The 21,237-nt window shown below is 54.5% G+C and carries 19 protein-coding genes and 3 riboswitches; of the genes, 10 read left to right on the forward strand and 9 right to left on the reverse strand.

Annotation, left to right across the window (positions count from 1 at the left end):
* Positions 1-78 precede the first annotated feature (78 nt).
* The gene (locus IC803_RS12275; protein WP_081206675.1) at positions 79-594 is read right to left on the reverse strand and encodes a GNAT family N-acetyltransferase; all 516 of its coding nucleotides are present in this window, start codon (positions 592-594) and stop codon (positions 79-81) included.
* Positions 595-684: 90 nt separating this feature from the next.
* Positions 685-2,379 carry a M3 family oligoendopeptidase gene (locus tag IC803_RS12280; protein WP_081207021.1) on the reverse strand — a complete coding sequence of 565 codons (1,695 nt, stop codon included), beginning with the start codon at positions 2,377-2,379 and terminating at the stop codon, positions 685-687.
* Between the two features lie 501 nt (positions 2,380-2,880).
* Positions 2,881-3,059: riboswitch (Lysine riboswitch) on the forward strand.
* Between the two features lie 88 nt (positions 3,060-3,147).
* On the opposite strand from IC803_RS12280, the gene IC803_RS12290 reads away from it, so the two are divergent.
* The 3 genes from IC803_RS12290 (at position 3,148) to IC803_RS12300 (ending at position 7,279) form a co-directional block, all read left to right on the forward strand.
* Positions 3,148-4,572, forward strand: a complete 1,425-nt coding sequence (locus IC803_RS12290) for an amino acid permease (protein ID WP_081206674.1) — start codon at positions 3,148-3,150, stop codon at positions 4,570-4,572.
* Between the two features lie 118 nt (positions 4,573-4,690).
* Positions 4,691-6,709 (forward strand): S9 family peptidase, encoded by a 2,019-nt coding sequence (locus IC803_RS12295; RefSeq protein ID WP_081206673.1) that lies wholly within the window; start codon positions 4,691-4,693, stop codon positions 6,707-6,709.
* An 18-nt stretch (positions 6,710-6,727) separates the two neighbouring features.
* Positions 6,728-7,279 carry a short-chain dehydrogenase gene (locus tag IC803_RS12300; RefSeq protein WP_081206672.1) on the forward strand — a complete coding sequence of 184 codons (552 nt, stop codon included), beginning with the start codon at positions 6,728-6,730 and terminating at the stop codon, positions 7,277-7,279.
* Between the two features lie 62 nt (positions 7,280-7,341).
* Here IC803_RS12300 and IC803_RS12305 read toward each other — a convergent pair whose 3' ends face one another.
* Together IC803_RS12305 and IC803_RS12310 are read right to left on the reverse strand one after the other, a co-directional pair.
* A complete protein-coding gene (locus IC803_RS12305) occupies positions 7,342-7,911 on the reverse strand; it encodes a phosphate propanoyltransferase (RefSeq protein ID WP_184318874.1) in 570 nt (189 codons plus the stop codon).
* A gap of 81 nt (positions 7,912-7,992) precedes the next feature.
* A complete protein-coding gene (locus tag IC803_RS12310; RefSeq protein ID WP_020959092.1) occupies positions 7,993-8,454 on the reverse strand; it encodes a MarR family winged helix-turn-helix transcriptional regulator in 462 nt (153 codons plus the stop codon).
* A gap of 214 nt (positions 8,455-8,668) precedes the next feature.
* Between IC803_RS12310 and IC803_RS12315 the strand changes: the two genes are divergently transcribed.
* Positions 8,669-9,400, forward strand: coding sequence for a ZIP family metal transporter (locus IC803_RS12315; protein ID WP_081206671.1), 732 nt, complete (start codon positions 8,669-8,671; stop codon positions 9,398-9,400).
* A gap of 40 nt (positions 9,401-9,440) precedes the next feature.
* On the opposite strand, the gene IC803_RS12320 is transcribed toward IC803_RS12315, so the two are convergent.
* The 5 genes from IC803_RS12320 to IC803_RS12340 all read right to left on the reverse strand — a co-directional run bounded on the left by IC803_RS12320 (position 9,441) and on the right by IC803_RS12340 (position 13,993).
* Positions 9,441-9,983: a 1,2-dihydroxy-3-keto-5-methylthiopentene dioxygenase gene (locus tag IC803_RS12320; protein WP_081206670.1), complete on the reverse strand. Its 543-nt coding sequence runs from the start codon at positions 9,981-9,983 to the stop codon at positions 9,441-9,443.
* A 29-nt stretch (positions 9,984-10,012) separates the two neighbouring features.
* Positions 10,013-10,648 carry a methylthioribulose 1-phosphate dehydratase gene (locus IC803_RS12325; RefSeq protein ID WP_081206669.1) on the reverse strand — a complete coding sequence of 212 codons (636 nt, stop codon included), beginning with the start codon at positions 10,646-10,648 and terminating at the stop codon, positions 10,013-10,015.
* Positions 10,645-11,307 (reverse strand): 2-hydroxy-3-keto-5-methylthiopentenyl-1-phosphate phosphatase, encoded by a 663-nt coding sequence (gene mtnX, locus IC803_RS12330; RefSeq protein WP_081206668.1) that lies wholly within the window; start codon positions 11,305-11,307, stop codon positions 10,645-10,647. Before mtnX ends, IC803_RS12325 begins: the two co-directional genes overlap by 4 nt.
* Positions 11,304-12,545, reverse strand: a complete 1,242-nt coding sequence (mtnW, locus tag IC803_RS12335; protein ID WP_081206667.1) for a 2,3-diketo-5-methylthiopentyl-1-phosphate enolase — start codon at positions 12,543-12,545, stop codon at positions 11,304-11,306. The genes mtnX and mtnW overlap by 4 nt, the downstream gene beginning before the upstream one ends.
* 67 nt (positions 12,546-12,612) lie before the next feature.
* Positions 12,613-12,720: riboswitch (SAM riboswitch) on the reverse strand.
* 97 nt (positions 12,721-12,817) lie between these two features.
* The gene (locus tag IC803_RS12340) at positions 12,818-13,993 is read right to left on the reverse strand and encodes a pyridoxal phosphate-dependent aminotransferase (protein WP_081206666.1); all 1,176 of its coding nucleotides are present in this window, start codon (positions 13,991-13,993) and stop codon (positions 12,818-12,820) included.
* Between the two features lie 98 nt (positions 13,994-14,091).
* Here IC803_RS12340 and IC803_RS12345 point away from each other — a divergent pair, with 98 nt between their 5' ends.
* From IC803_RS12345 to IC803_RS12370, 6 genes are all read left to right on the forward strand, one after another.
* Positions 14,092-14,907, forward strand: coding sequence for a carbon-nitrogen family hydrolase (locus IC803_RS12345; RefSeq protein WP_081206665.1), 816 nt, complete (start codon positions 14,092-14,094; stop codon positions 14,905-14,907).
* A 93-nt stretch (positions 14,908-15,000) separates the two neighbouring features.
* Positions 15,001-15,168: riboswitch (SAM riboswitch) on the forward strand.
* Positions 15,169-15,253: 85 nt separating this feature from the next.
* A complete protein-coding gene (mtnK, locus tag IC803_RS12350; RefSeq protein WP_081206664.1) occupies positions 15,254-16,444 on the forward strand; it encodes an S-methyl-5-thioribose kinase in 1,191 nt (396 codons plus the stop codon).
* 69 nt (positions 16,445-16,513) lie between these two features.
* Positions 16,514-17,581 carry an S-methyl-5-thioribose-1-phosphate isomerase gene (mtnA, locus tag IC803_RS12355; protein ID WP_081206663.1) on the forward strand — a complete coding sequence of 356 codons (1,068 nt, stop codon included), beginning with the start codon at positions 16,514-16,516 and terminating at the stop codon, positions 17,579-17,581.
* Positions 17,568-18,722 carry a sugar ABC transporter substrate-binding protein gene (locus tag IC803_RS12360; RefSeq protein WP_081206662.1) on the forward strand — a complete coding sequence of 385 codons (1,155 nt, stop codon included), beginning with the start codon at positions 17,568-17,570 and terminating at the stop codon, positions 18,720-18,722. The genes mtnA and IC803_RS12360 overlap by 14 nt, the downstream gene beginning before the upstream one ends.
* The gene (locus IC803_RS12365; RefSeq protein WP_081206661.1) at positions 18,719-20,266 is read left to right on the forward strand and encodes a sugar ABC transporter ATP-binding protein; all 1,548 of its coding nucleotides are present in this window, start codon (positions 18,719-18,721) and stop codon (positions 20,264-20,266) included. The genes IC803_RS12360 and IC803_RS12365 overlap by 4 nt, the downstream gene beginning before the upstream one ends.
* Positions 20,208-21,221 carry an ABC transporter permease gene (locus tag IC803_RS12370; RefSeq protein WP_081206660.1) on the forward strand — a complete coding sequence of 338 codons (1,014 nt, stop codon included), beginning with the start codon at positions 20,208-20,210 and terminating at the stop codon, positions 21,219-21,221. The genes IC803_RS12365 and IC803_RS12370 overlap by 59 nt, the downstream gene beginning before the upstream one ends.
* The last annotated feature ends 16 nt before the right edge of the window (positions 21,222-21,237 follow it).

Consider the following 21,237-nt stretch of genomic DNA (forward strand, 5'->3'; position numbering starts at 1 on the left):
GAGGACGACTCATTTTGAAAGTGAGTAATCACTCATTTCATAAAATTTTTAAGCTGCCGATCGTTCGGCAGCCCCTTCCTAGTTCAGCGTTTGAATGTCTTGCCAGCCGTAGCACCACTCCCATAACGCTTTTCCGCCGATTTCCACCCTTTCCTCGGCCAACTTTTTGCCGCCAAGCCGTTCGTAAAAACCGCGCGACGGGTTGGCAGCAAGCACCCAGACAACCAGCGAATGAATGCCGTTTTGCGCCAAGTCGCGGGCCGATGCTTGCACAAGCTGCCGGCCAAGCCCTTTTCCTTGCGCCTCTTTCAGCAAATAAACCGCGTACAGCTCCCCGTCATATTGGGCCGCTGGGCCGCCGCTCGCCCGGTTTCGTCCGCCGGAGATGAACCCAACGACGCGCCCGTTTTCCTCGGCAACAAACACGGAATGGTCCGCTTGGCTGAGCCCCTTCTCCCATAACGTTTGCTTTTCTTCCACTGCCAACGTCTCCAAGTACGCGTCCGGCACAATGCCGCGGTATGTTGTCTTCCAACTTTCCACATGGACAGCGGCAATCGCCGGCGCATCGGTTAAATCGGCTTTCCGAATCATCGTTCTTCCTCCTAGCGCAATGAGTGCTTCTCCGCCTCGAGGAAAGAAGGTGAAACGATGCCGTTCTACCTCCTTTGTTGCCTCTTTTATTCACAATGATTTGTCATCGACGCGATCGAGCCATCGTTCAATGTGGCCGACGACCGAAGCGACCGCCCCGTCGGCAAACGGCGACACGAGGTTGGCGCATTGGACGAGCTCGGTGAACGGCCGGCTGCCTCCCAATCGGCAAAGCGCCACATAGTCGCGCCACGCCGCAGTCCGGTCGTCTTGCGCCCGCTTCCAAAACTGGAACGCGCACACTTGCGCGAGGGTGTAGTCGATGTAATAAAACGGGTCGGTGTAAATGTGCCCTTGCCGCTGCCAAAAGCCGCCGCGTTCAAGGTAATCGTGGCCGTCGTAATCCCTTGTCGGCAAATACACGTTCTCAATGTCACGCCACGTTTTCTTCCGCTCGGCCGGCGTCATGTTCGGGCGCTCGTAGACGGCGTGCTGGAATTCATCGACGGCGACACCGTACGGCAAAAACAAGAGCGCGTCGCTCAAATGGGCAAACCGATATTTGTCGGCGTCTTCGGCGAAGAACAGCTCCATCCACGGCCATGTGAAAAATTCCATGCTCATCGAATGGATTTCGCACGCCTCAAGCGTCGGCCAGTTGTATTCCGGGATATCGTAATGGCGGCTTTCATACACTTGGAACGCATGCCCCGCTTCATGGGTCAGTACGTCAATGTCGCCGGATGTTCCGGTAAAGTTCGAGAAAATAAACGGCGCCTGGTAGTCGTCAATATACGTGCAATAGCCGCCGCTCGCTTTCCCCTTTTTGGCGACGAGGTCCATTAATTCATGTTCGATCATATAGCGGAAAAACGCGCCCGTTTCCGGGGACAGCTCTTCATACATGCGCCGGCCGTTGTCAACGATCCAAGCGGCGTCCCCTTTTGGCGCCGGGTTGCCGCTCGGGAACATGAACGGCTCATCATAATACGTAAGCCGGTCGACCTGAATCCGCTGCCGCTGGCGCTCGCGCAGCTTGGAGGCGAGCGGGACGATGTGCATTTTCACTTGCCGGCGGAAGTTGGCGACCATCTCGTCATTGTAATCGGTTCGGCCTAAACGGGCATAGCCGAGCTGAACAAAGGTGGGAAATCCTAATTTTCGGGCGATCGCCGTGCGCACATGGACGAGCTCATCGTACAGCTCATCGAGCTCTTTTTCATGATCCGTGAAAAACGAAAACCTTGCTTCGCTCGCCCGCTTGCGCATCGAGCGATCCGGCGATTCCACGAACGGCTGCAGCTGCGCAAGCGTCCGCTCTTCGCCTTCAAACATGATTTTTGCCGACGCAATCAGCTTCGTATATTCGCTCGCCAGCTTGTTTTCTTTTTGCAAATCTTCCATCACTGCCGGAGCGTACGTTTTCAGCTGCGTCTCCGCCAAAGCAAACAGCTGTTTCCCCCACACTTTTTCAAGCTCAGCGCGAAACGGGGACTCAACAAGTGCACGGTAATAATCGTTGATGAGCCCCTTGACGACCGGTTCCGTTTCATCAAAAAAGTCTTGTTCTTTCTTATAAAACTCATCGTTTGTATCGATCGTATGGCGGATATGACAAAGGTTCGCCATCGTGCTGTAGCGGCGGCGCAGTGCATTGATCCGCTTCATCGCCTCGTGCTGCAAAGCAGCGCTCCCGGCGCGGCGAAACGCATCGAGCGCCTCCTGAAACGACGCCTGCAGCTGATCCATGTCGGGCCGCTCATAATGAAATGCGGAAAATTTCAAGCCAATCCCTTCTTTCTTTATTTTTTCGCCAAACATGGCGGCAATTTCTTCTTTTGCTTCAACCAATTGCTTATTCGCCGTTTGTCGCAAAAAATCCTTCTCATTGCCAACTTTCCGAATATAATTCCATTTTATTGCATGTTTCGGAAGTGAGGCAACTATGCTGTCGCCGTCCAAATACTACGTTATTTTCTCCAAAAACATAACGATCGCCAATTTTTTCGCACGCCCGGCGGTTGCGGCAACAGACGAAAAACCGGCTCTTCACCAAAAGTTGTACTTGGTTTTTTCTGAACATACCCTATTTACACTTGTGTGGGGAAATCAGCAAATCAGTGATTTTTGCATATCCTTGTGCAGGAAACCGTATTGCTTGTCAAGTACATGTTGTGGTGAAGAGTCGAAAAACCCACACGCTTAACCTTATTTCAGAAAAATATATTGACGTTTTTTGTCGAATCGGGTAAGATAATGTCGACAACGATAACCCCCTCTCCGCTTCAATGGGATAGAGGTTGCGATGAGTAAAAGTAGTTTCGCTGAGGCCGGAGCGCTGATGAAGCGGAATGAAAGGATTCATCGCCGAAGTTTGCGGCGCGCTCCGGCGGCGCAAGCTGGGTCTGCGGCCGAACAGGCGCAGGACTGCCATCGTTCTAGGGCGATGGAGCGCTATCGCATTCAGCTGGATGCAGATGTGTCATGCACCCGTTGAAACGATAAGGGTGCTTTTTTATTGTTTATCTTTGGTGAAGAAAGGAGTTTTCCATCTTGAACAACAACCGGCAACTCGGGTTTTGGGTGTTAACGGCGTTAGTCGTTGGCAATATGGTCGGATCCGGCATTTTTATGCTGCCGCGCTCATTGGCAGAGGCGGCAAGCCCGATTGGCGTCATGTTCGCCTGGCTATTGACCGGCGTCGGCGTGTTAATGACGGCGCTTGTATTTGGCAACTTGGCGATCCGCAAGCCGAACTTGGGCGGCGGGCCGCAAATTTATGCGAAAGAGCTGTTCCCGAAAGGTTCGAACTTGTCGATTTTATCCGGTTTTATGTCGTCGTGGGGCTACTGGGTCGGCAATTTTGCCGGCAATGTCGCCATCATCACGACGTTTTCGAGCTACTTGTCGACCTTTTTCCCTGTATTAACAAGCGATAAAACCGTGCTTACAATGGGCTCGTTTACGCTAAAGCTTGGGAATTTGCTTACATTTCTCGTCTGCACGGCGCTTCTTTGGGTGATGCACGCCATTATTTTGCGCGGCGTAGAAGATGCCGGCAAGTTAAATTTCGCGGCGACAGCAGCGAAAGTGCTCGGCTTTTTCCTGTTTATTGTCATCGCCTTGTTCGCTTTTGACAGGGCGGTCGTCGGTCCGCTTGATGCCCCGCGTTATGACGGAGACGGACAGCCGCTCGGTCTGCTTGGACAAATCAACAATGCCGCTTTATCGACGCTTTGGGCGTTTGTCGGCGTTGAATCGGCGATGGTGTTCGCTTCGCGGGCGCGCAAACAGGCAGATGTGAAGCGGGCGACGATCGCCGGCCTGCTCATCGCCTTAGCCATTTATATCGGCATCAGCTTTTTGGTGATGGGCGTCTTGCCGCAAGACAAGCTCATTCAATCGGAGAAGCCGCTCGTCGATGCCATTGTCGCCATCGTCGGTCCGACCGGCGGCTACGTGCTTGCTGGCCTCGGTCTCATCAGCTTGCTCGGTTCCACGCTCGGCTGGATTTTGTTGAGCGCAGAAGTGCCGTACCAGGCGGCGAAACAAGGACTGTTTCTGCCGGCCTTTTTGAAAGAAAACAAGAAAAACGTGCCAAGCTTCTCGTTGACGCTATCGAATGCATTGGCCCAGCTGTTCATTTTCTCGACCATTTCCCATTCGATGGCGGCAGCGTTCGACTTTGTCATTTACATCGCTACGCTCGCCTATCTCGTTCCATATTTGATCGCTTCTGTCTTCCAGCTGAAACTCGCGCTCACCGGGGAAACGTATGCAGCAGCGCGCGGGCGGCTGGCTGACGGCATGATCGCTGCTTTGGCGACCGTCTACTCCGTCTGGGTCGTCATCGCTGGCACAGCAGACATGAAAACGTTCCTGCTCGGCGTCGCCTTGCTGGCCAGCGGCGTGATCTTCTACCCGCAAGTGAAAAAAGCGGCGCAGCAAACAAACGACAAAGAAAAATTATCAGCGTAACGAACAACGAACGTCCATCAACAGGACGTTCGTTTTTTTATTGCCGGCAGGATTTTTCCTTCGAAACACGAAATAAGATACTATCCTAACTTTACTTTATGGAAAGAGGAGGTCGCTCATGAACAATGGACAACCGCTGAAACACCGCGGCGTGACTGTAGAAGATCTGCTTCGCCTCCGCTCGGTGCGCGATCCGCACTACGCGCCGGACGGAACGCGCGGCGTGTTCGTGCAAAAATCGATCGATGAGGAAAAACAATACCGTTCTCATCTATACATATGGATCGAAGGCGGCGCCGTCCGCCAATGGACGTTCGGCCGCTTTCGCGACACGAAACCGCGCTTTTCCCCGGACAGCAAAACGATCGCGTTTTTGTCCGACCGCTCCGGGCGCACACAGCTTTGGCTGTTGCCGGCTGACGGCGGCGAAGCGCGCCAGCTGACGTTTTTCAAAAACGGGGTGCGCGATTACGTTTGGACACCGGACGGGGCGTTTCTCATCGCTTTGACAACGCTTGGCGGCAACGAAACGATCGACGACCGGGAAGAATCGAAAACCGCGGAACAAAAACCGGCCGATGCGAAGCCACGCATTGTTGAACGGCTGTATTACAAGTCGGATGCCGCCGGCTTTCTTGAAGGCAAACGAGCCGTGCTGGTGCGCATCGATGCAACGTCAGGAAAAGCGGAAGCATTGACAAACCTCGAGGAAGAAATCGGCTCATTTGCCGTTTCGCCAAACGGGCGGACGCTCGCCTTTGTCGCCAATCGGAACAATGACCCTGACATCATGTTTACGCGCGACATCATGTTGCTCGATCTCGAGAAAAAAACAGAAACGAACTTGACGAATGGGTGCGGCACATTCGCCTCGCTCGCCTGGTCGCCGGACGGAATGAAGCTCGCGGCCATTGGCCATGATCTCGCTTATCTCGGAGCGACCATCCACCGGCTTTATGTCTTTGAACTCGAACACCAAACGAAGCGGGTGCTGACCGCCGATTGGGACGTTCATCTCGGCGATGCGATGGTCGGCGATACACACGCTGATGCAAAAGGCCCGGGCCCGATTTGGAAACATGACGGAACCGGTGTATACGTCACCGCCTCGGAGCGCGGACGCGTCAATGTATTTTTCATCCCGCTTGACGGACCCGTCGTTCCGATCATCGAAGGGGACTTCCATGTATACGGCCTCGCCGTCCATCCGAACGAACAGCAGGCCGTTGCCGCGATTAGCGAGCCGACAGTGATTGGGGATTTGTATGCCATCTCACTTGAAAGCGGCGCAAAAACGCGGCTCACCACGGTCAATGAAGCGCTTGAGAACGAAGTCGCGCTCGCTGATGCCGAACCGTTTACCTACCAATCCACAGACGGTTCGGACATTCAAGGTTGGATCATGAAACCTCCCGGGCTTGGCTGCGGAGAAAAAGCACCGCTTATCGTCGAAATTCACGGCGGACCGCATACAATGTACGGATTTACGTTTTTCCATGAGTTTCAGCTGCTCGCTTCTTCCGGCTATGCTGTGCTGTTTACGAACCCACGCGGAAGCCATGGATACGGCCAGTCGTTTGTCAATGCCGTGCGCGGTGACTATGGCGGCATGGATTATGAAGACATTATGGCCGGCGTTGACGCCGCAATCCGTCAGTTCGACTTCATTGACGAGACACGTCTTGGCGTTACCGGCGGCAGCTACGGCGGATTTATGACGAACTGGATCGTCGGGCACACTGACCGCTTCCGGGCCGCCGTCACTCAGCGCTCGATTTCCAACTGGCTCAGCTTCGCCGGCGTGAGCGACATCGGCTACTTTTTCACGAAATGGGAAGTTGGGTGCGACGTCTGGGAAGACGCCGAGCGGCTTTGGCATCATTCGCCGCTCAAATACGTCCAACATGTGCGCACGCCGCTCTTAATTTTGCATAGCGAGCAGGACTATCGCTGCCCGATCGAGCAGGCGGAACAGTTGTTTATCGCATTGAAACAACTCGGGCGGGAAACGAAACTTGTCCGCTTCCCCGATGCCAATCACGATTTGTCGCGCACCGGCAACCCGGCGCTTCGCCTCGAACGGCTTCGCCAAATCGTCGGTTGGTTTGATCATTATTTGAAAGGACCACTGCATTAATCCGAAAGGAGACGCGCCATGCACGCCCTTGTCATCGGCGGGACAGGCATGTTGTCTGATGTATCGCTTTGGCTTGTGCGGGAAGGATATTATGTGTCCGTCATCGCCCGCCGCTACGAACGGATGGAGCAGCTCATCGACCGCGCTGGACAAATGGCATCCATCAACCCGCTTCTTGTTGATTATCGCGATCAAGAAGCGCTTTGTTCCCTGATTTCCCGAGCCATCCAAAAAAACGGAACTTTTGCCCTAATCATTGCGTGGGTGCATACGGACGGAAACCAGGCGCTGTCCACCGTCATCAAAAAAAATAGCGGACATCCCGGCCCTTGGCGGCTGTTTCACGTGCTCGGCAGCCGCGCCGATCCAGCCGAAGCGAAATCGGAACTCTGTTTGCCTGCAGCCTGCCTTTATCGGCAAGTTCAGCTCGGTTTTGTCGTGGAAGAATACGGTTCGCGCTGGCTCACCCATCAAGAAATCAGCGGCGGCGTCATTGATGCCATTCGGCGTGATGCGCCGTTTCATCTAGTCGGCACCCTGGATCGATCAGAGAAGAAGCGCCCGCGTTAACGGGAGGCGCCCCCTCGGGACGAACGAGAGGGCGCCTTGTCTTCCCATTGCTGCAGATGATTTCACGACGGGAGCAACTCGACATAATCGCCCGTTTTTAAACCGGCCGCGTTCGCTTCGTCGGTGTCAATGTGCATATCTAACGCAAAGTCTTCGCTGACGCGGACGATCACTTCGTCAAAAATGAGGGCGCGCTCCCCTTGCGTTTTCACTTTCACGACTTGCTTGTCGCGGACGCCAAACGTTTCTGCATCTTTCGGCGTCATATGAATGTGGCGCTTGGCAATGATGACCCCCTTGTCCACCGTCACCGTCCCGTTCGGCCCGTGAATCGTAATGCCCGGCGTTCCTTCAATATCTCCAGATAAGCGAACAGGCGGCGCAACACCGAGCTTGAAGCTGTCCGTTTTCGAAATTTCAAGCTGAGTGAGCGAACGGACCGGGCCAAGGACGCGGACATTTTCGATTTTCCCTTTCGGTCCTTCCACCGTCACCGTTTCCTTAGCGGCAAACTGGCCGGGCTGGGACAGCGGCTTGAGCACTGTCAGCTCGACGCCTTCCCCGAACAGCGCCGCCATATGTTCTTTCGATAAATGAATATGGCGATTCGACACCCCAACCGGAATCATCATGGCGATCTCTCCTTTTTCTAATGTTGTTTTCTTTAAATAACGTATCCATTTTCCGCAAAAATTAAAGAGACCGACGAACTGTCAGTCTCTGTTTGGCTGGGCGTTTTTCGCTCCGTATCCTAATTTTTTCAGCAAGGCGATCGCTTGCTCTTTTTCCTCCGCCGTGAGCGCTGATACCGTTTCATGAATTTTTTCTGCATGTTCCGGAAAGACGCGCTCAATGAACCGCCGGCCTTCTTCCGTAATCGATGCATACGTGACGCGCCGGTCTCGTTCACAGGCCCGGCGGACGATCAACCCTTTGTTTTCCAGTTTGTCGACAACGTAAGTGATGCTGCCGCTGGCGAGCAAAATTTTTTCGCCGATTTGCTGAAGCGGCTGGTCGCCTTTATGGTATAGCAGTTCTAACACCGCAAACTCCGTCGGATTCACCCCGAACGAGTGGATCGATTTGTTTACTTGGTCGCTGACGGACCGATACGCCCGTGACAGTACGATAAACAGTTTTAATGATTGCTCAAGCGCCTGCTCTTTCTGTTCCATGGCATCCAACCCTTTACAATTGACCGTTTCTTACTTGCATTATACCGAAACGGCGAACAGACAGGCAACCGTTTTTGCCGGCTGCCTATGCATTTTGCTCGCCACCGTCTGTTCATTTCGTTATGATAATTTATTATATGGCGGCGCTTGGGCGATTGTCACATTTATATTATTCGCGCATATGAAAAAGTAAAGGAAGATGAGGAGGGATCGAATGAACCAAGTGTTAGCCGGCAGTGTGCTTTCTGCCTTATCGACAGGGCTTGGCGCTGTGCCGATTTTGTTTTTAGCCAAATCACTCACCCACCGTTGGCGTGACGTGCTGTTGGCTTTTTCCGCCGGCATTATGATGGCGGCGTCTATGATGAGCCTTATTCCGGAGGCGCTGCGAATCGGCGGCTTTGGGGCACTTACGATCGGCCTTTCGGCTGGCGTGCTCATTTTAACGTTGCTCGAGATGACTGTTCCCCATATCGATTTAGAGCATACAAAAAGCGGTTTGCCATTTGACGAAAAAGCGATGCTCATCATCGCTGCCATTACGTTGCACAACCTTCCTGAAGGATTATCGGTGGGAGTCAGCTACGCATCCGATGCCGAGACGACTGGCAATTTGATCGCGTTGGCCATCGGCTTGCAAAATGCGCCGGAAGGATTTTTAGTCGCCTTGTTTTTAGTCAATCAGCAAATCAGCCGCTTCAAAGCCTTTCTGATTGCCACGTTAACGGGGGCGGTCGAAATCATCACATCGCTGCTCGGTTTTTATTTAACTTCCCTCTTCCGTGGTTTAGTCCCATACGGATTGGCGTTTGCCGCTGGGGCCATGCTTTTTATCATTTACAAAGAGCTTATTCCCGAAAGCCATGGCGACGGAAATGAACGGACATCGACATATGCGTTTATTATTGGTATTTTGTTTATGATTTTTCTAACGGAATCGTTTTAACAAAAAACCCCGCTGCCGCACAGGCAACGGGGTATGCTCGTTATTGGCTGACTTCCTCTTTTTCTTCGTACGGATGAGCGACCCAGCCGGACGGATCGATAAATAGGCGGACAGCCACAACTTGGCGGTCATCCATCAACGTGAAGTAGTGCGGATTTCCTTCCGGCACGGAAATGACATCGCCGGCTTCCAGCTCGACGTCAAAATAACCGGTTTCTTTGTCGCCTTTGATGATGAAAATGCCGTGGCCGGCCGTAATGGCGCGCACTTCATCTTCCGTATGGATGTGCACTTGTTCAAATTTTTTCAGCAGCTCTTCCAAGTTTGGCGTCGCCTCAGACAAAGCGACGATGTCCCACGTTTTGTAGCCGCGGCGCGCTGCCAAGTCTTCAATCTCGTCTTTAAATGTCGTCAAAATTTCCTCTTTCTCTTCATCGGTGAGCACATATTTGTCGCGCAAATGTTCCGGCAGTTTCGTAATGTCCCAATGCTCGTACAACACACCTTGACTGTTTAAAAAGGCGCGGACATTGTCTTCCCCTTCGATTACTTGACCCGTTTTTTTCACTTTGATGACAGCCATCGTCAAAGCCCCCTTTAAAAATGTATTAGTTAGTCAACTAGCGGAACAGCGGCCCGTTGCAGAAGCAGCCGCTTCACCTGCCAGCTGAACAAAAACTCCCACGCTTCCAAATGTTTTTTCGCTTCAAACGCCGTACGTCCCCAGACGGTAATGCCGTGGTTCTGGATCAATACCGCGCCCGTATCGCCGTCGACATGTTTCGCAAATTCGGCGGCCAACGTCGGGATGTCGGCGTAATTGTAAATGATCGGAATGCGCACCTCGGCATTTTCTTCCCAAATACCGAACGCTTTAATGATTTCCTGGCCGAAAAAAACCGCTTCCCCGTTTTGGGCGTACACGTCGGAAATGATGTTGTTGTCGACCGTATGGACGTGCAACACGCAGCCAGCGTTCGTCTGCCCATAAATTTTCGTATGCAACAGCGTCTCGGCTGACGGCTTTACATGTGTTTTCTCCGCTGGTCGGCCAGCGGCGTCAACAAGCAGAAAATCTTCGTCTGTCTGCTTCCGTTTATCTTTGCCGCTGGCAGTGACAAGAAAGGTGAGTGGATCGTTTGTCACTTTGATCGATAAATTGCCGCTTGTAGCGAAAAACCAGTCACGGGCGGCAAGCTCGGCCTTCACCTCGGCGAGCTCGTTCCATTTTTGCACGACGATGCTCATGCCGTCACCTCCATCTGCTGCAAATGATCCATCACATCAAAAAACGTCGCAAACGGCGCATGGGGCAAATCGAGCGCTTGGCATTTTTTGAGCAGAAAATCGCGCGCCAGCACGTAATCTGCTTGTTTTGCCGCCGCTAAATCGGTAATCGAATCGCCGATGACGACATGATACCCGTTCGGGTGGGCCAGCTTCCGAAGAAGCGACGGCTTGCAGCAGCCGCAGCCGTTTTGGCACTCGCTGTCGCACGCGTGCGGCCATGTGATGCGGATCGTCTCGCCGCTGAAATCGGAGCCATTGCAAAAAATGCGCTCTCGTTCGATTATCCCGTCAAGCAGCGGGTAGACAAAAAAGTCGATCCCGCCGCTCACCACATAGAGCGGAATGCCCTGCTCTTTCGTCCAAGCGGCGAATTCGCGAAACCCTTCGCGCAAACGGGCGGTGCTAAGCAAAAAGTCAACGATCTCATCTTTCAGCGCCGACAGAAGGAGGGAAAACATTTTGCCGACCCCTTCTTGAACCGAGATGCGCTCGGCGAGAATGTCGTCTTTCAACGCTTCCCACTCCGGTGGAGCGAATTGCTTCATAATCGCAATAATGTTGTCATTTTCCGTAATCGTGCCGTCAAAATCACAAAAGAGAACAAGCTGTTTCGTCATGCTTCCACCTCAATCGCGCCCCAGCGGTCGATGGCTTTTTGCAGCGCTTCGTTTTCTGTCGCCGCTTCGCGGAGCAGACGGCCGGCAAGAGCCGCGTCGATGGCAGCGCGAAACGCCTGCCCGCCGCCGATCGCCCCGTCCGGGTGGCCGTGAATGCCCCCACCGGCATTGACGATGCTGTCAAGGCCGAAATCGCGGACAAGAAGCGGCACGAGCCCCGGATGAATGCCCGCCGACGGCACCGGAAACGCCCGCGCAAACGGCTCCTGTTCATCGGTGAGCGCCCGGGCGATGCCAAGCGCCTGTTCGCGCTCGAGAGCGACGCTGCCGTACGGCGACGGGAACAGGACGAAATCAGCCCCAGCGAGCCGCAACAGCTTGCCGAGCAACAGCGACGGGGCGACCCCGTAAAACTCAGACGGCGTGATCGCGCCGCTAAACGCCGGATGAGCCATGATCGGCACGGTGATGTTCTCATCCTCACGCAGCCCTTGCAACACATCAAGCCCGTAGGCGAACACGTTGAACAACAGCACGTCGGCGCCAAGCTCGGCGGCCCGTTTCGCTTTCTCTTTCAGTTCAAACGTTTTGCCGGTCAAGTTGACGGCATACAGCGTCCGTTTGCCCGTTTGTTCGTACGCTTCCCGAAGCGCGGCCTTTCCTTCCGTGATCCGCTTTTCCAACGGCAGCTGCTCGCTGTCAAACAAAATTTCGTCATCTTTGACTAAGTCGACGCCGCCAAGCGCCTGTTTTTTCAATTCGGACGTCAAATACGCCAAATCGCGGCCGACGATGCCTTTAAAAATGCTCATCAACAGCGGGCGGTCATGCACCCCGACTTTTTCGCAAATACCGCTGATGCCAAACCGCGGCCCTGGGAATTGCCGCTTCCACTCGTCCGGAAACTCAAGATCCAGCAGCCGCACTTCCCCATCAAGCGACAGCTTGCCGAACGTCGTCACCAAGAGCGCCGGCAAATCGGCGCTGAAGTTGACCGTTGGATAGGCGATTTTGACGATCGCCCGCTTCAGCCGCTTGCCGAAATACGCGTTCGTCCGCTCGCTTTCGCCAAGCTCTTCAATAGCGACGACCTCGCCTTTATGTTTGCGAAGCTGCTCCTGCTCCAACGCCGGCAAGTCGGTCCACGTCCCGACCGTCAAGCCGAGCGCGATCCCTTCTGCCTTTTTGCGAATGTCTTTCTCGTCATGAAGCAAATACGTTGCCATCACTGCACTCATCATTCATCCCTCTTTCCAAAGAAAAAAGCCTCTTCATAAGAAGAGGCATCATTCGTCTATGGCACTCTTCTTATCTCTCAGCGTTTCCGCTGCAAGAATTAGCACCGTGCTTGGATGTGCCAAGCCGGTTGCCGGGCTTCATCGGGCTCGTCCCTCCGCCTGCTCTTGATAAGAATGCTTGCGTAACTATGCATTTGTCAAACGATTTTGGCGAGTATGGCAAATTTACTTTGAATTATGACAGCCTTTGCCCCCGTTGTCAATCATTTTTTTCAAAACAGCCCGAGACGTCCGATCCGTTCGGCTGCTTCACAGAGCCGCGCTTCATCAGTCAACAAGCCAACGCGCACATATCCTTCGCCGTGCTCGCCAAAGCCGATACCCGGAGCGACGGCGACATGCGCCCGCTCAAGGAGCACATCGGCAAACTCGGCGGACGACCATCCTTTCGGTACGGGGAGCCAGGCGAAAAACGAACCGGACGGCGCCGGTGCTTCCCAGCCGATGCCGCGCAGGGCAGAGATGAACGTATTGCGGCGCGCTTCATACAGCGCGACAAGCTCTTTGACACAATCTTGTGGGCCGAGAAGCGCTGCGGCCGCCGCTTCCTGGACGGCGCCGAACAAACTGACATACAAATGATCTTGCAGCAGCTCAAGCGCCCGAATGATCCGCTCGTTGCCGACGGCAAACGCGACGCGCCAGCCGGCCATATTGTATGTTTTCGAAAACGTGTAAATTTCAACCCCGACGTCTTTCGCCCCGTCAACTTCGAGGAAGCTGACCGGCTTTTTGCCGTCAAAACCGATCGCCCCATAGGCAAAGTCGTGCACGACGGCAATGCCGTGCTTGGCGGCGAACGCCACCGTCTCGGCGAAAAACTCGTTCGTCGCCGTCGCACCGGTCGGGTTGTTCGGATAATTTAAAAACATCAGTTTGGCCTGATCGGCGACCGCTGCCGGAATGGCGCTGTAATCGGGCAAAAATTGCTGCTCGGCGACAAGCGGCATCATTTCCATCCGTGCGCGGGCGAGCGCGATTCCCGACCAGTAATCCGGATAGCCCGGGTCCGGGACGAGCACCACATCGCCCGGGTTGACGAGGCAAAGCGGCAGCTCAACAAGCCCGGCCTTGCCGCCAAACAAAATGGCGACTTCGCGGGTCGGATCAACCTCAACTCCGTATTCGCGCGCATAAAACGCAGCAACGGCTTCTTTCAAAAAGGAGTAGCCTTGAAACGGCGAATATTTATGGTACTTCGGATTGGCCGCCGCCCGTTGCATCGCCTCAACGATATGCCTAGGCGTCGGCTGGTCCGGATTGCCTTGCCCTAAATTAATGACATCATGCCCGGCCTTGATTTTCTCTCCCACTTTGGCGACAAGCGAAGCAAAAAACTGCTTCGGCAGCTGTTCAAGCAGTTCGGAAAAAGGAAATTCGATCGTCATCGCCCACACCTTCTCAAAAATTCTTGAAATTCTAGTGCAAAATCATATATCGTAAAAAGCAAAATGTAAAGCAAATTTTTTCATTGAGGTGAAAAACAATGACCATCCGCATCGCTTGCCTCCAACTCGATATCGCGTTTGGCGATCCTCAAACGAATGAACAGCAAGCCGAAAAAGCCGTGCAATCCGCCGCCAACGAAGGAGCCGACATCGTCGTGCTTCCGGAACTATGGACGACCGGCTATGACTTGACGCGCTTGGACGAAATTGCCGATGACCATGCCGAGCGGACGAAAGCGTTCGCCTCCCGCCTAGCGCAAACATACGGCGTCCATTTCGTCGCCGGCTCAGTCGCCAAAAAAACCGCTGCCGGTGTGACGAACACGATGATTGTCGCCGACCGAAGCGGCCAAATCGTCAGTGAATATAGCAAACTTCATCTGTTCCAACTGATGGATGAGCATTTGTATTTGCAGCCGGGAAACGAGCCAGGCTTGTTTTCGCTTGACGGGCTGTCGTGCGCCGGAGTCATTTGCTATGACATCCGCTTTCCGGAATGGATTCGCACTCACGCCTTAGCCGGAGCGGAAGTGCTGTTTGTCGTCGCCGAATGGCCGCTTCCCCGCCTTCACCATTGGCGGACGTTGTTGATGGCGCGGGCGATTGAAAACCAATGCTATGTCGTCGCCTGCAATCGAGCCGGAAGCGACCCGAACAACGTCTTTGCCGGCCATTCGCTCATCGTCGACCCGTGGGGCGAAATCATCGCCGAGGCCGATGAAAAGCCGGGCGTTCTTCTAGCGGACATCGACCCGGCGCTCGTTAAAGATGTCCGTGCGCGCATCCCGGTGTTTGCCGACCGCCGGCCGCGCGATTACGACGAAGCGGCAAAAAAATTTTTCAAAACGTATTGACAATCCGCCTGCCCAACCTGTATCATTCGAATCAAGCAACCAAACGATTGCTAACATCGTGAAAATTGCAAAAACTCAATAGCCAGATCGGTACTCTTATCAAGAGTTGGCTGAGGGAATTGGCCCAATGAAGCCCAGCAACCGACCGTAATGCTATCGTGAGATAGGGCGCACGCATCAGCGGCGCCGGAAGCGACCCGCTTCCGCAGGGCACGGTGCTAAGTCCAACAGAAAGACGCCCGTCTTTCTGAAAGATAAGAGGCGCGAAGACGATGCATCTTCAAGCCTCTTTCCGTATGCGAAAGAGGCTTTTTCATTTGTCAAAACCTAAAGGGGGAACGTGAAAATGACGATTGTCCAGTCAGCTGTTTACGAACCGCTCACCGAACAAAAAGCGACCGCCCTCGCCGTCCGCCTCGGCTTGTTCCGCGACGGGGCGCCGCTTCTGTGCCGCGAGATCGGCGACGGCAACCTAAACTTAGTGTTTCATATCGTCGACCAAGAGACAAAGCAAGGCATCATTATCAAACAAGCGCTGCCGTACGCGAAAGTCGTCGGTGAAAGCTGGCCGCTCACATTAAAACGCGCGGTCATTGAAAGCAACGCGCTGCGCACGTTTGCCAGCTATGTGCCGCAATATGTGCCAAACGTCTACTACTCTGACGAATCGCTCGCCATCACAGTGATGGAAGATTTATCCCACTTGCAAATCGCCCGCAAAGGGCTGATCGAAGGGAAAACGTACCCGCTTTTGTCCCGGCATATCGGCGAATTCATCGCTAAAACAGCGTTTTACACGTCTGATTTCGGCATGAATCAACAAGAGAAAAAGAAGCTGGCGCAAAGCTTTGTCAATCCAGAGCTATGCAAAATTACGGAAGATCTCGTCTTTACCGATCCCTTTTTCGACCATGACACGAACAACTTTGAAGACGAATTGCGCCCAAACGTTGAAGCGCTTTGGGAAGATGACCGCCTCCGCCTCGAAGCAGCGAAGCTGAAGCGCAAGTTTTTAACTGAAGCGGATGTACTGCTGCACGGGGACTTGCACACTGGCAGCATTTTCGCCAGCGACGACGAAACGAAAGTGATCGACCCGGAATTCGCCTTTTACGGCCCGATCGGATTTGACCTTGGCCAATTTTTCGCCAACTTGCTGTTAAATGCGTTGTCCCGCCCTGAATCGGAGCGCCGTCCGCTCTTTGATCATATCGACCGGACGTGGGACGTTTTTACGTCTGTATTCTCAGAGCTTTGGCGCACCGAAAACGTCGAAACGTACGCCGCGACGCCCGGACTGCTTGATGAGGTGCTGCGGCAGGCGTTCGTTGACGCTGTCGGTTTTGCCGGTTGCGAGGTCATCCGCCGGACGATCGGCCTCGCCCATGTGGCGGATCTCGACGGCATTGAACAAAAAGACGAGCGGCTCGCTGCGAAACGGCACGCGCTCCGTCTCGGCCGCCGCCTGATCGTTGAGCGCGCCGAACTGGCGGGAACGGACGGCTTCCGCCGCCTGTTCGTCGAAACGGAACGATGACACCCCTGCCCGGGTCGGCTGTCCAACGCCAGCCCGGGCCAATCCACCAATCGAGAAAGGAAGACGACGATGAGCACATTTGTCATCCCGCGCTCAGTCGAATGGCATGAGACGCATGTGACGATTTTAAACCAACAAAAATTGCCATCCGTAACCGAATATATCAAACTCCAGACGATCGAAGACGTCCATGATGCGATCGCGACGTTGAAAGTGCGCGGGGCGCCGGCGATCGGCATCACAGCCGCTTACGGCTTGGCGCTCACCGCCTCGCGCTATGAAACCGAATCAGTGGACGAATTTCAGCGCCGCTTACAACAAGACCGCGACTACTTAGCCAGCGCCCGCCCGACGGCCGTCAACTTGTTTTGGGCGCTCGACCGGCTCGTCGCCGCCGCGAAAAGCGCCGCTTCCGTCAATGAGGCGAAAACAACGCTCATTCACGAAGCGATCCGCATCCAAATCGAAGATGAGGAGGTGTGCCGCCGCATCGGCGAATACGCCTTGTCCCTTTTCCGTCCGGGAGGCCGGGTGATGACGATTTGCAACGCCGGTTCGATCGCCACCGCCCGCTACGGAACGGCGCTCGCCCCGTTTTATTTGGCAAAAGAAAAAGGAATCGAGCTGTCCGTTTACGCCCTAGAAACGCGGCCGGTGTTGCAAGGAGCGCGCCTGACCACATGGGAGCTCATGCAGGCGGGCGTCGATGTGACGCTCATTACCGACAACATGGCGGCCCAAACGCTCAAGGCGAAACACATTAACGCCATCATCGTCGGCGCCGACCGGATCGCGCGAAACGGCGATACAGCGAACAAAATTGGCACGTTTGGCCTCGCTTTGCTCGCCCAATCGTTCGGCATTCCGTTTTACGTCGCTGCCCCGCTGTCAACGATCGACATCAAGACAAAAACAGGGGCGGACATCCCGATTGAAGAGCGCCATCCGGATGAAGTGACCCATCTAGCCGGCGTGCGCATCGCCCCAGAAGGCGTCAACGTGTACAACCCGGCGTTTGACGTCACGCCAAACGAGCTCATTACCGCTATCATTACCGAAAAAGGCATCGTCCGCGGCCGTTACGAAACGGCGCTGCCATCGTTATTCGCAAAGGAGGAGCACCATGAAACGATTTAAGGCCTTATCGTTCCTTTTTCTTCTTTTCTTTGTTGTGTTCTCCATCTTAGCCGGCTGCACAAATGAGCAAGATGCCATGAGCGCCAAGCCAGCCAACGAAACGAGGACAACGAACAATGAAACAGCAACCGACAACGCGACAGCCGCAGGCAGCGAACAGGCGGCCATTCCGGAAAAACTGAAAAAACCGGTCAAAATCGCCGCCATCATGCAAATGTCGATCGGCACATTCTCCTCGCAATACATCGCCGGCGTGAAAGAACAAGTGCAAAAGTTCGGCGGCGAAGTGCAAATTTACAACGCCGACAACGATTTGACGAAGATGGCATCATACGTTGAAACGGCCATTACGCAAAACGTCGACGCCATTTTGCTTGACCATGGCCGCGCCGATGCGCTCGAAGGGCCGGTGAAAAAAGCCGTCGCCAAAGGCATCCCGGTTGTGGCGTTTGACAACGATTTGAACATTCCGGGCGTCACCGTCATCGACCAAGACGACTATAGCCTCGCTTGGAAAACGTTAAAGACACTTGCGGAAGACTTAAACGGCGAAGGTGAAATCGTCACGATTTGGGTCGGCGGCTTCACGCCGATGGAGCGACGTCATGTCATTTACGACGCATTTAAAAAGCGCTACCCGAACATAAAAGAAGTCGCCAAGTTCGGCACAGCGAGCGCCAACACCGCGCTGGACACGCAAACGCAAATGGAGGCCATTTTGAAAAAATATCCGAATAAAGGCGACATCGATGCCGTCTTCGCCACATGGGACGAGTTCGCCAAAGGGGCGACGCGCGCCATCGAACAAGCCGGGCGCACGGAAATTAAAGTGTACGGCATCGATTTAAGCGACGAAGACTTGCAAATGATCCAAAAACCGAACAGCCCATGGGTCGCGACGACGGCGACGGATCCGGCGGAAGTCGGCCGCGTTCAAGTTCGCTTCGCCTACCAAAAAATTGCTGGTGAAAAAACGCCGAACATTTACTCGCTCGAGCCGCATTTAGTGAAACGGTCTGACCTGCCGGACAAACAAGTATCGATGAGCGATCTCTCGCAATACATCCCGGGTTGGGGGCAATCGAACGTCGCCATCTCACCGTGGATGAAAACGTTGGAAGCTCAGGTGAACAAAAAATGAACGGGTTGGCAATGCGGGGCATGAAAAAATCGTTTGGCGCCGTGCGCGTGCTTGACGGCGTGGACTTCGACGTTCGTCCGGGCGAAGTCCACGCCCTTTTAGGCATGAACGGCGCCGGCAAAAGCACGCTGATGAACATGTTGGCCGGCGCCGTTCCGCCGGACGCCGGCACGATCACGATCGACGGCGCCCCATGCGCGTTTTCGTCGCCGCGTGAAGCCAAGCAGACCGGCATTGGCCTTGTCGTGCAAGAAGTGGACACAGCGCTGTTTCCCGGCCTGCCTGTTTACGAAAACTTGGCGGCTGACGAGCTCGCTGATGTGAAGAACCGGCCGATCCGCTCGCTGCGCCAAGAAAAAGAGCGGGCCGCCGCTCTGCTTCGCCGCGTCGGCCTTTCCATCCCGCCGACAAAGCTCGTGCGCGACTGTTCGCTCCATGAAAAACAGCTCATCGTGCTGGCAAAAGTGTTGTCGTCAAACGCGCGCTACATCATTTTGGACGAACCGACCGCCGCGCTGAGCGAGGCGGAAACGAAACGGCTGTTTGCCATCATTCATGAACTGAAACAGCAAGGCGTCGGCTTTATTTATATTTCACATAAGCTGAAAGAAGTGCAAGAAATCGCTGATCGGCTGACGATTTTGCGCGACGGACGCGTCGTCTATCAAGGCGCCTGCAGCTTGGCGCTTGAAGACATCGTCCTTCATATGACCGGGACGAAGCGAAGAACCTCTGCCAAACAGGCGCGCACGTACGGAGGCGACATCGCCTTTGCCGCTCGCGGAATCACGATTGACAAAACCGGCACAACCATCGACCTATACGCCCATCGCGGGGAAATTGTCGGCATCGCCGGCTTGGTCGGCGCCGGCAAAACGGAGCTTGCTGAAAGCCTCATCGCCCATCGAAAGACGGCGGGCGAATGGGAAATCGATGGCCGGCGCTATGTGTTCTCGTCACCCTATGAAGCCATCGAAGCCGGACTTTGCCTCATTCCCGAAGAACGGCGCAAGCAAGGGCTGTTTTTGCCCGAATCGGTGCGGGCGAACATCACCGTGCGCCTTCTTTCCCGCCTGGCGCGCTGGCAATGGATCAATCGGGCACAAGAAGCGGAGGCCGCCAATACCCTCGTTCGCTCGCTCGCCATCCATCCGCCGTCGGCAGCGACCGCCGTCCGCCATTTGAGCGGCGGCAACCAGCAAAAAGTCGTGATCGGCAAATGGCTGAACACGAACGCGCGCGTCTTTTTGTTTGATGAACCGACGAAAGGGATCGATGTTCACGCGAAACAAGACGTCTTTTCCATCATCCGCGCCCTCGCTGATGAAGGGAAGACCGTGCTGTACTTTTCAAGCGAATGTCATGAGCTGCTCGAGGTTTGCGACACCATCTATATTATGGTCGACGGTCGGCTGCTCGCCCGCCTGCCGGCCGCTGAACTCACGTACGAGCAGCTTGTTTATTATTGCAGCGGAGGTGAGATCCATGAATCAGCCGGCCGTTTCCGCGACGCCGTCGAAAAAAACGGCGCCGTCTATTCTTGAGTTTTTGTATAAACATGGGACATTGTTGGCCATTCTGGCCGTGATCGCCTATTTTAGCGTCACGCAAGACCGGTTTTTCACGTATGAAAACTTCAGCGACATTTTGCGCTCGATTTCGATCGTGACGCTCGTGGCGATCGGCATTACGTTTTCGCTGATCGTTGACGGCTTCGATTTATCGGTCGGGTCAACGGTCAGCCTTGCGACGATCGCCAGTGCGGCGGCGCTTGTCTTGCACCGCCAAGAAATCTTCGTCACCTTGCTCGTGCCGCTTTTGCTCGGCATCGCCGTCGGACTGCTCAATTCGCTCTTGATCGTCAAATTCAAATTGCCTGATTTGCTCGCCACCTTAGCGACCATGTATGCCATCAACGGCGTGCAGCTCACGTATACGAAAGGATTTTCGATTTACAACGACATGCCCTTGCCAGACGGCGGCACGGCGCCGGGCAAATTCATTCCTTCCTTTTTATTTATCGGCCAAGGAGAGCTGTTCGGCGTGCCGTTTTCCGTTTTGCTGATGCTGTTCGTCGTCATTGCTGCCCATTTGTTTTTGACATACACCAAACCGGGGCGCCTCTTTTATTTGACGGGGGAAAACCGGGAAGCGGCAAGGCTGTCGGGGATTCCGGTGAACCGTTACCGGACATATGCGTACATCATCAGCGGCTTTTTTGCCGCCCTAGGCGGCATCGTCCTCGCTTCGCGCATTGGCACCGGACAAGTATCAGCTGGGGCCTCATTTTTGATGGACGGCGTCGCTGCCGCCTACATCGGCTTTTCCGTCTTTGGCGCCGGCAAACCGAACGTCATCGGCACGTTGTTCGGCTCGATTTTGATGGGGGTGTTGTTGAACGGCTTGACGATGGCAAACGTCCCGTACTACGCCCAAGACATTATTAAAGGCGCCATTTTAGTCGGCGCCCTCGCCTTGTCGCATTGGCAAAAAAAATAACGCCCGATCCCGCCCC

Source organism: Geobacillus sp. 46C-IIa (assembly GCF_014679505.1).
Lineage (GTDB): Bacteria > Bacillota > Bacilli > Bacillales > Anoxybacillaceae > Geobacillus.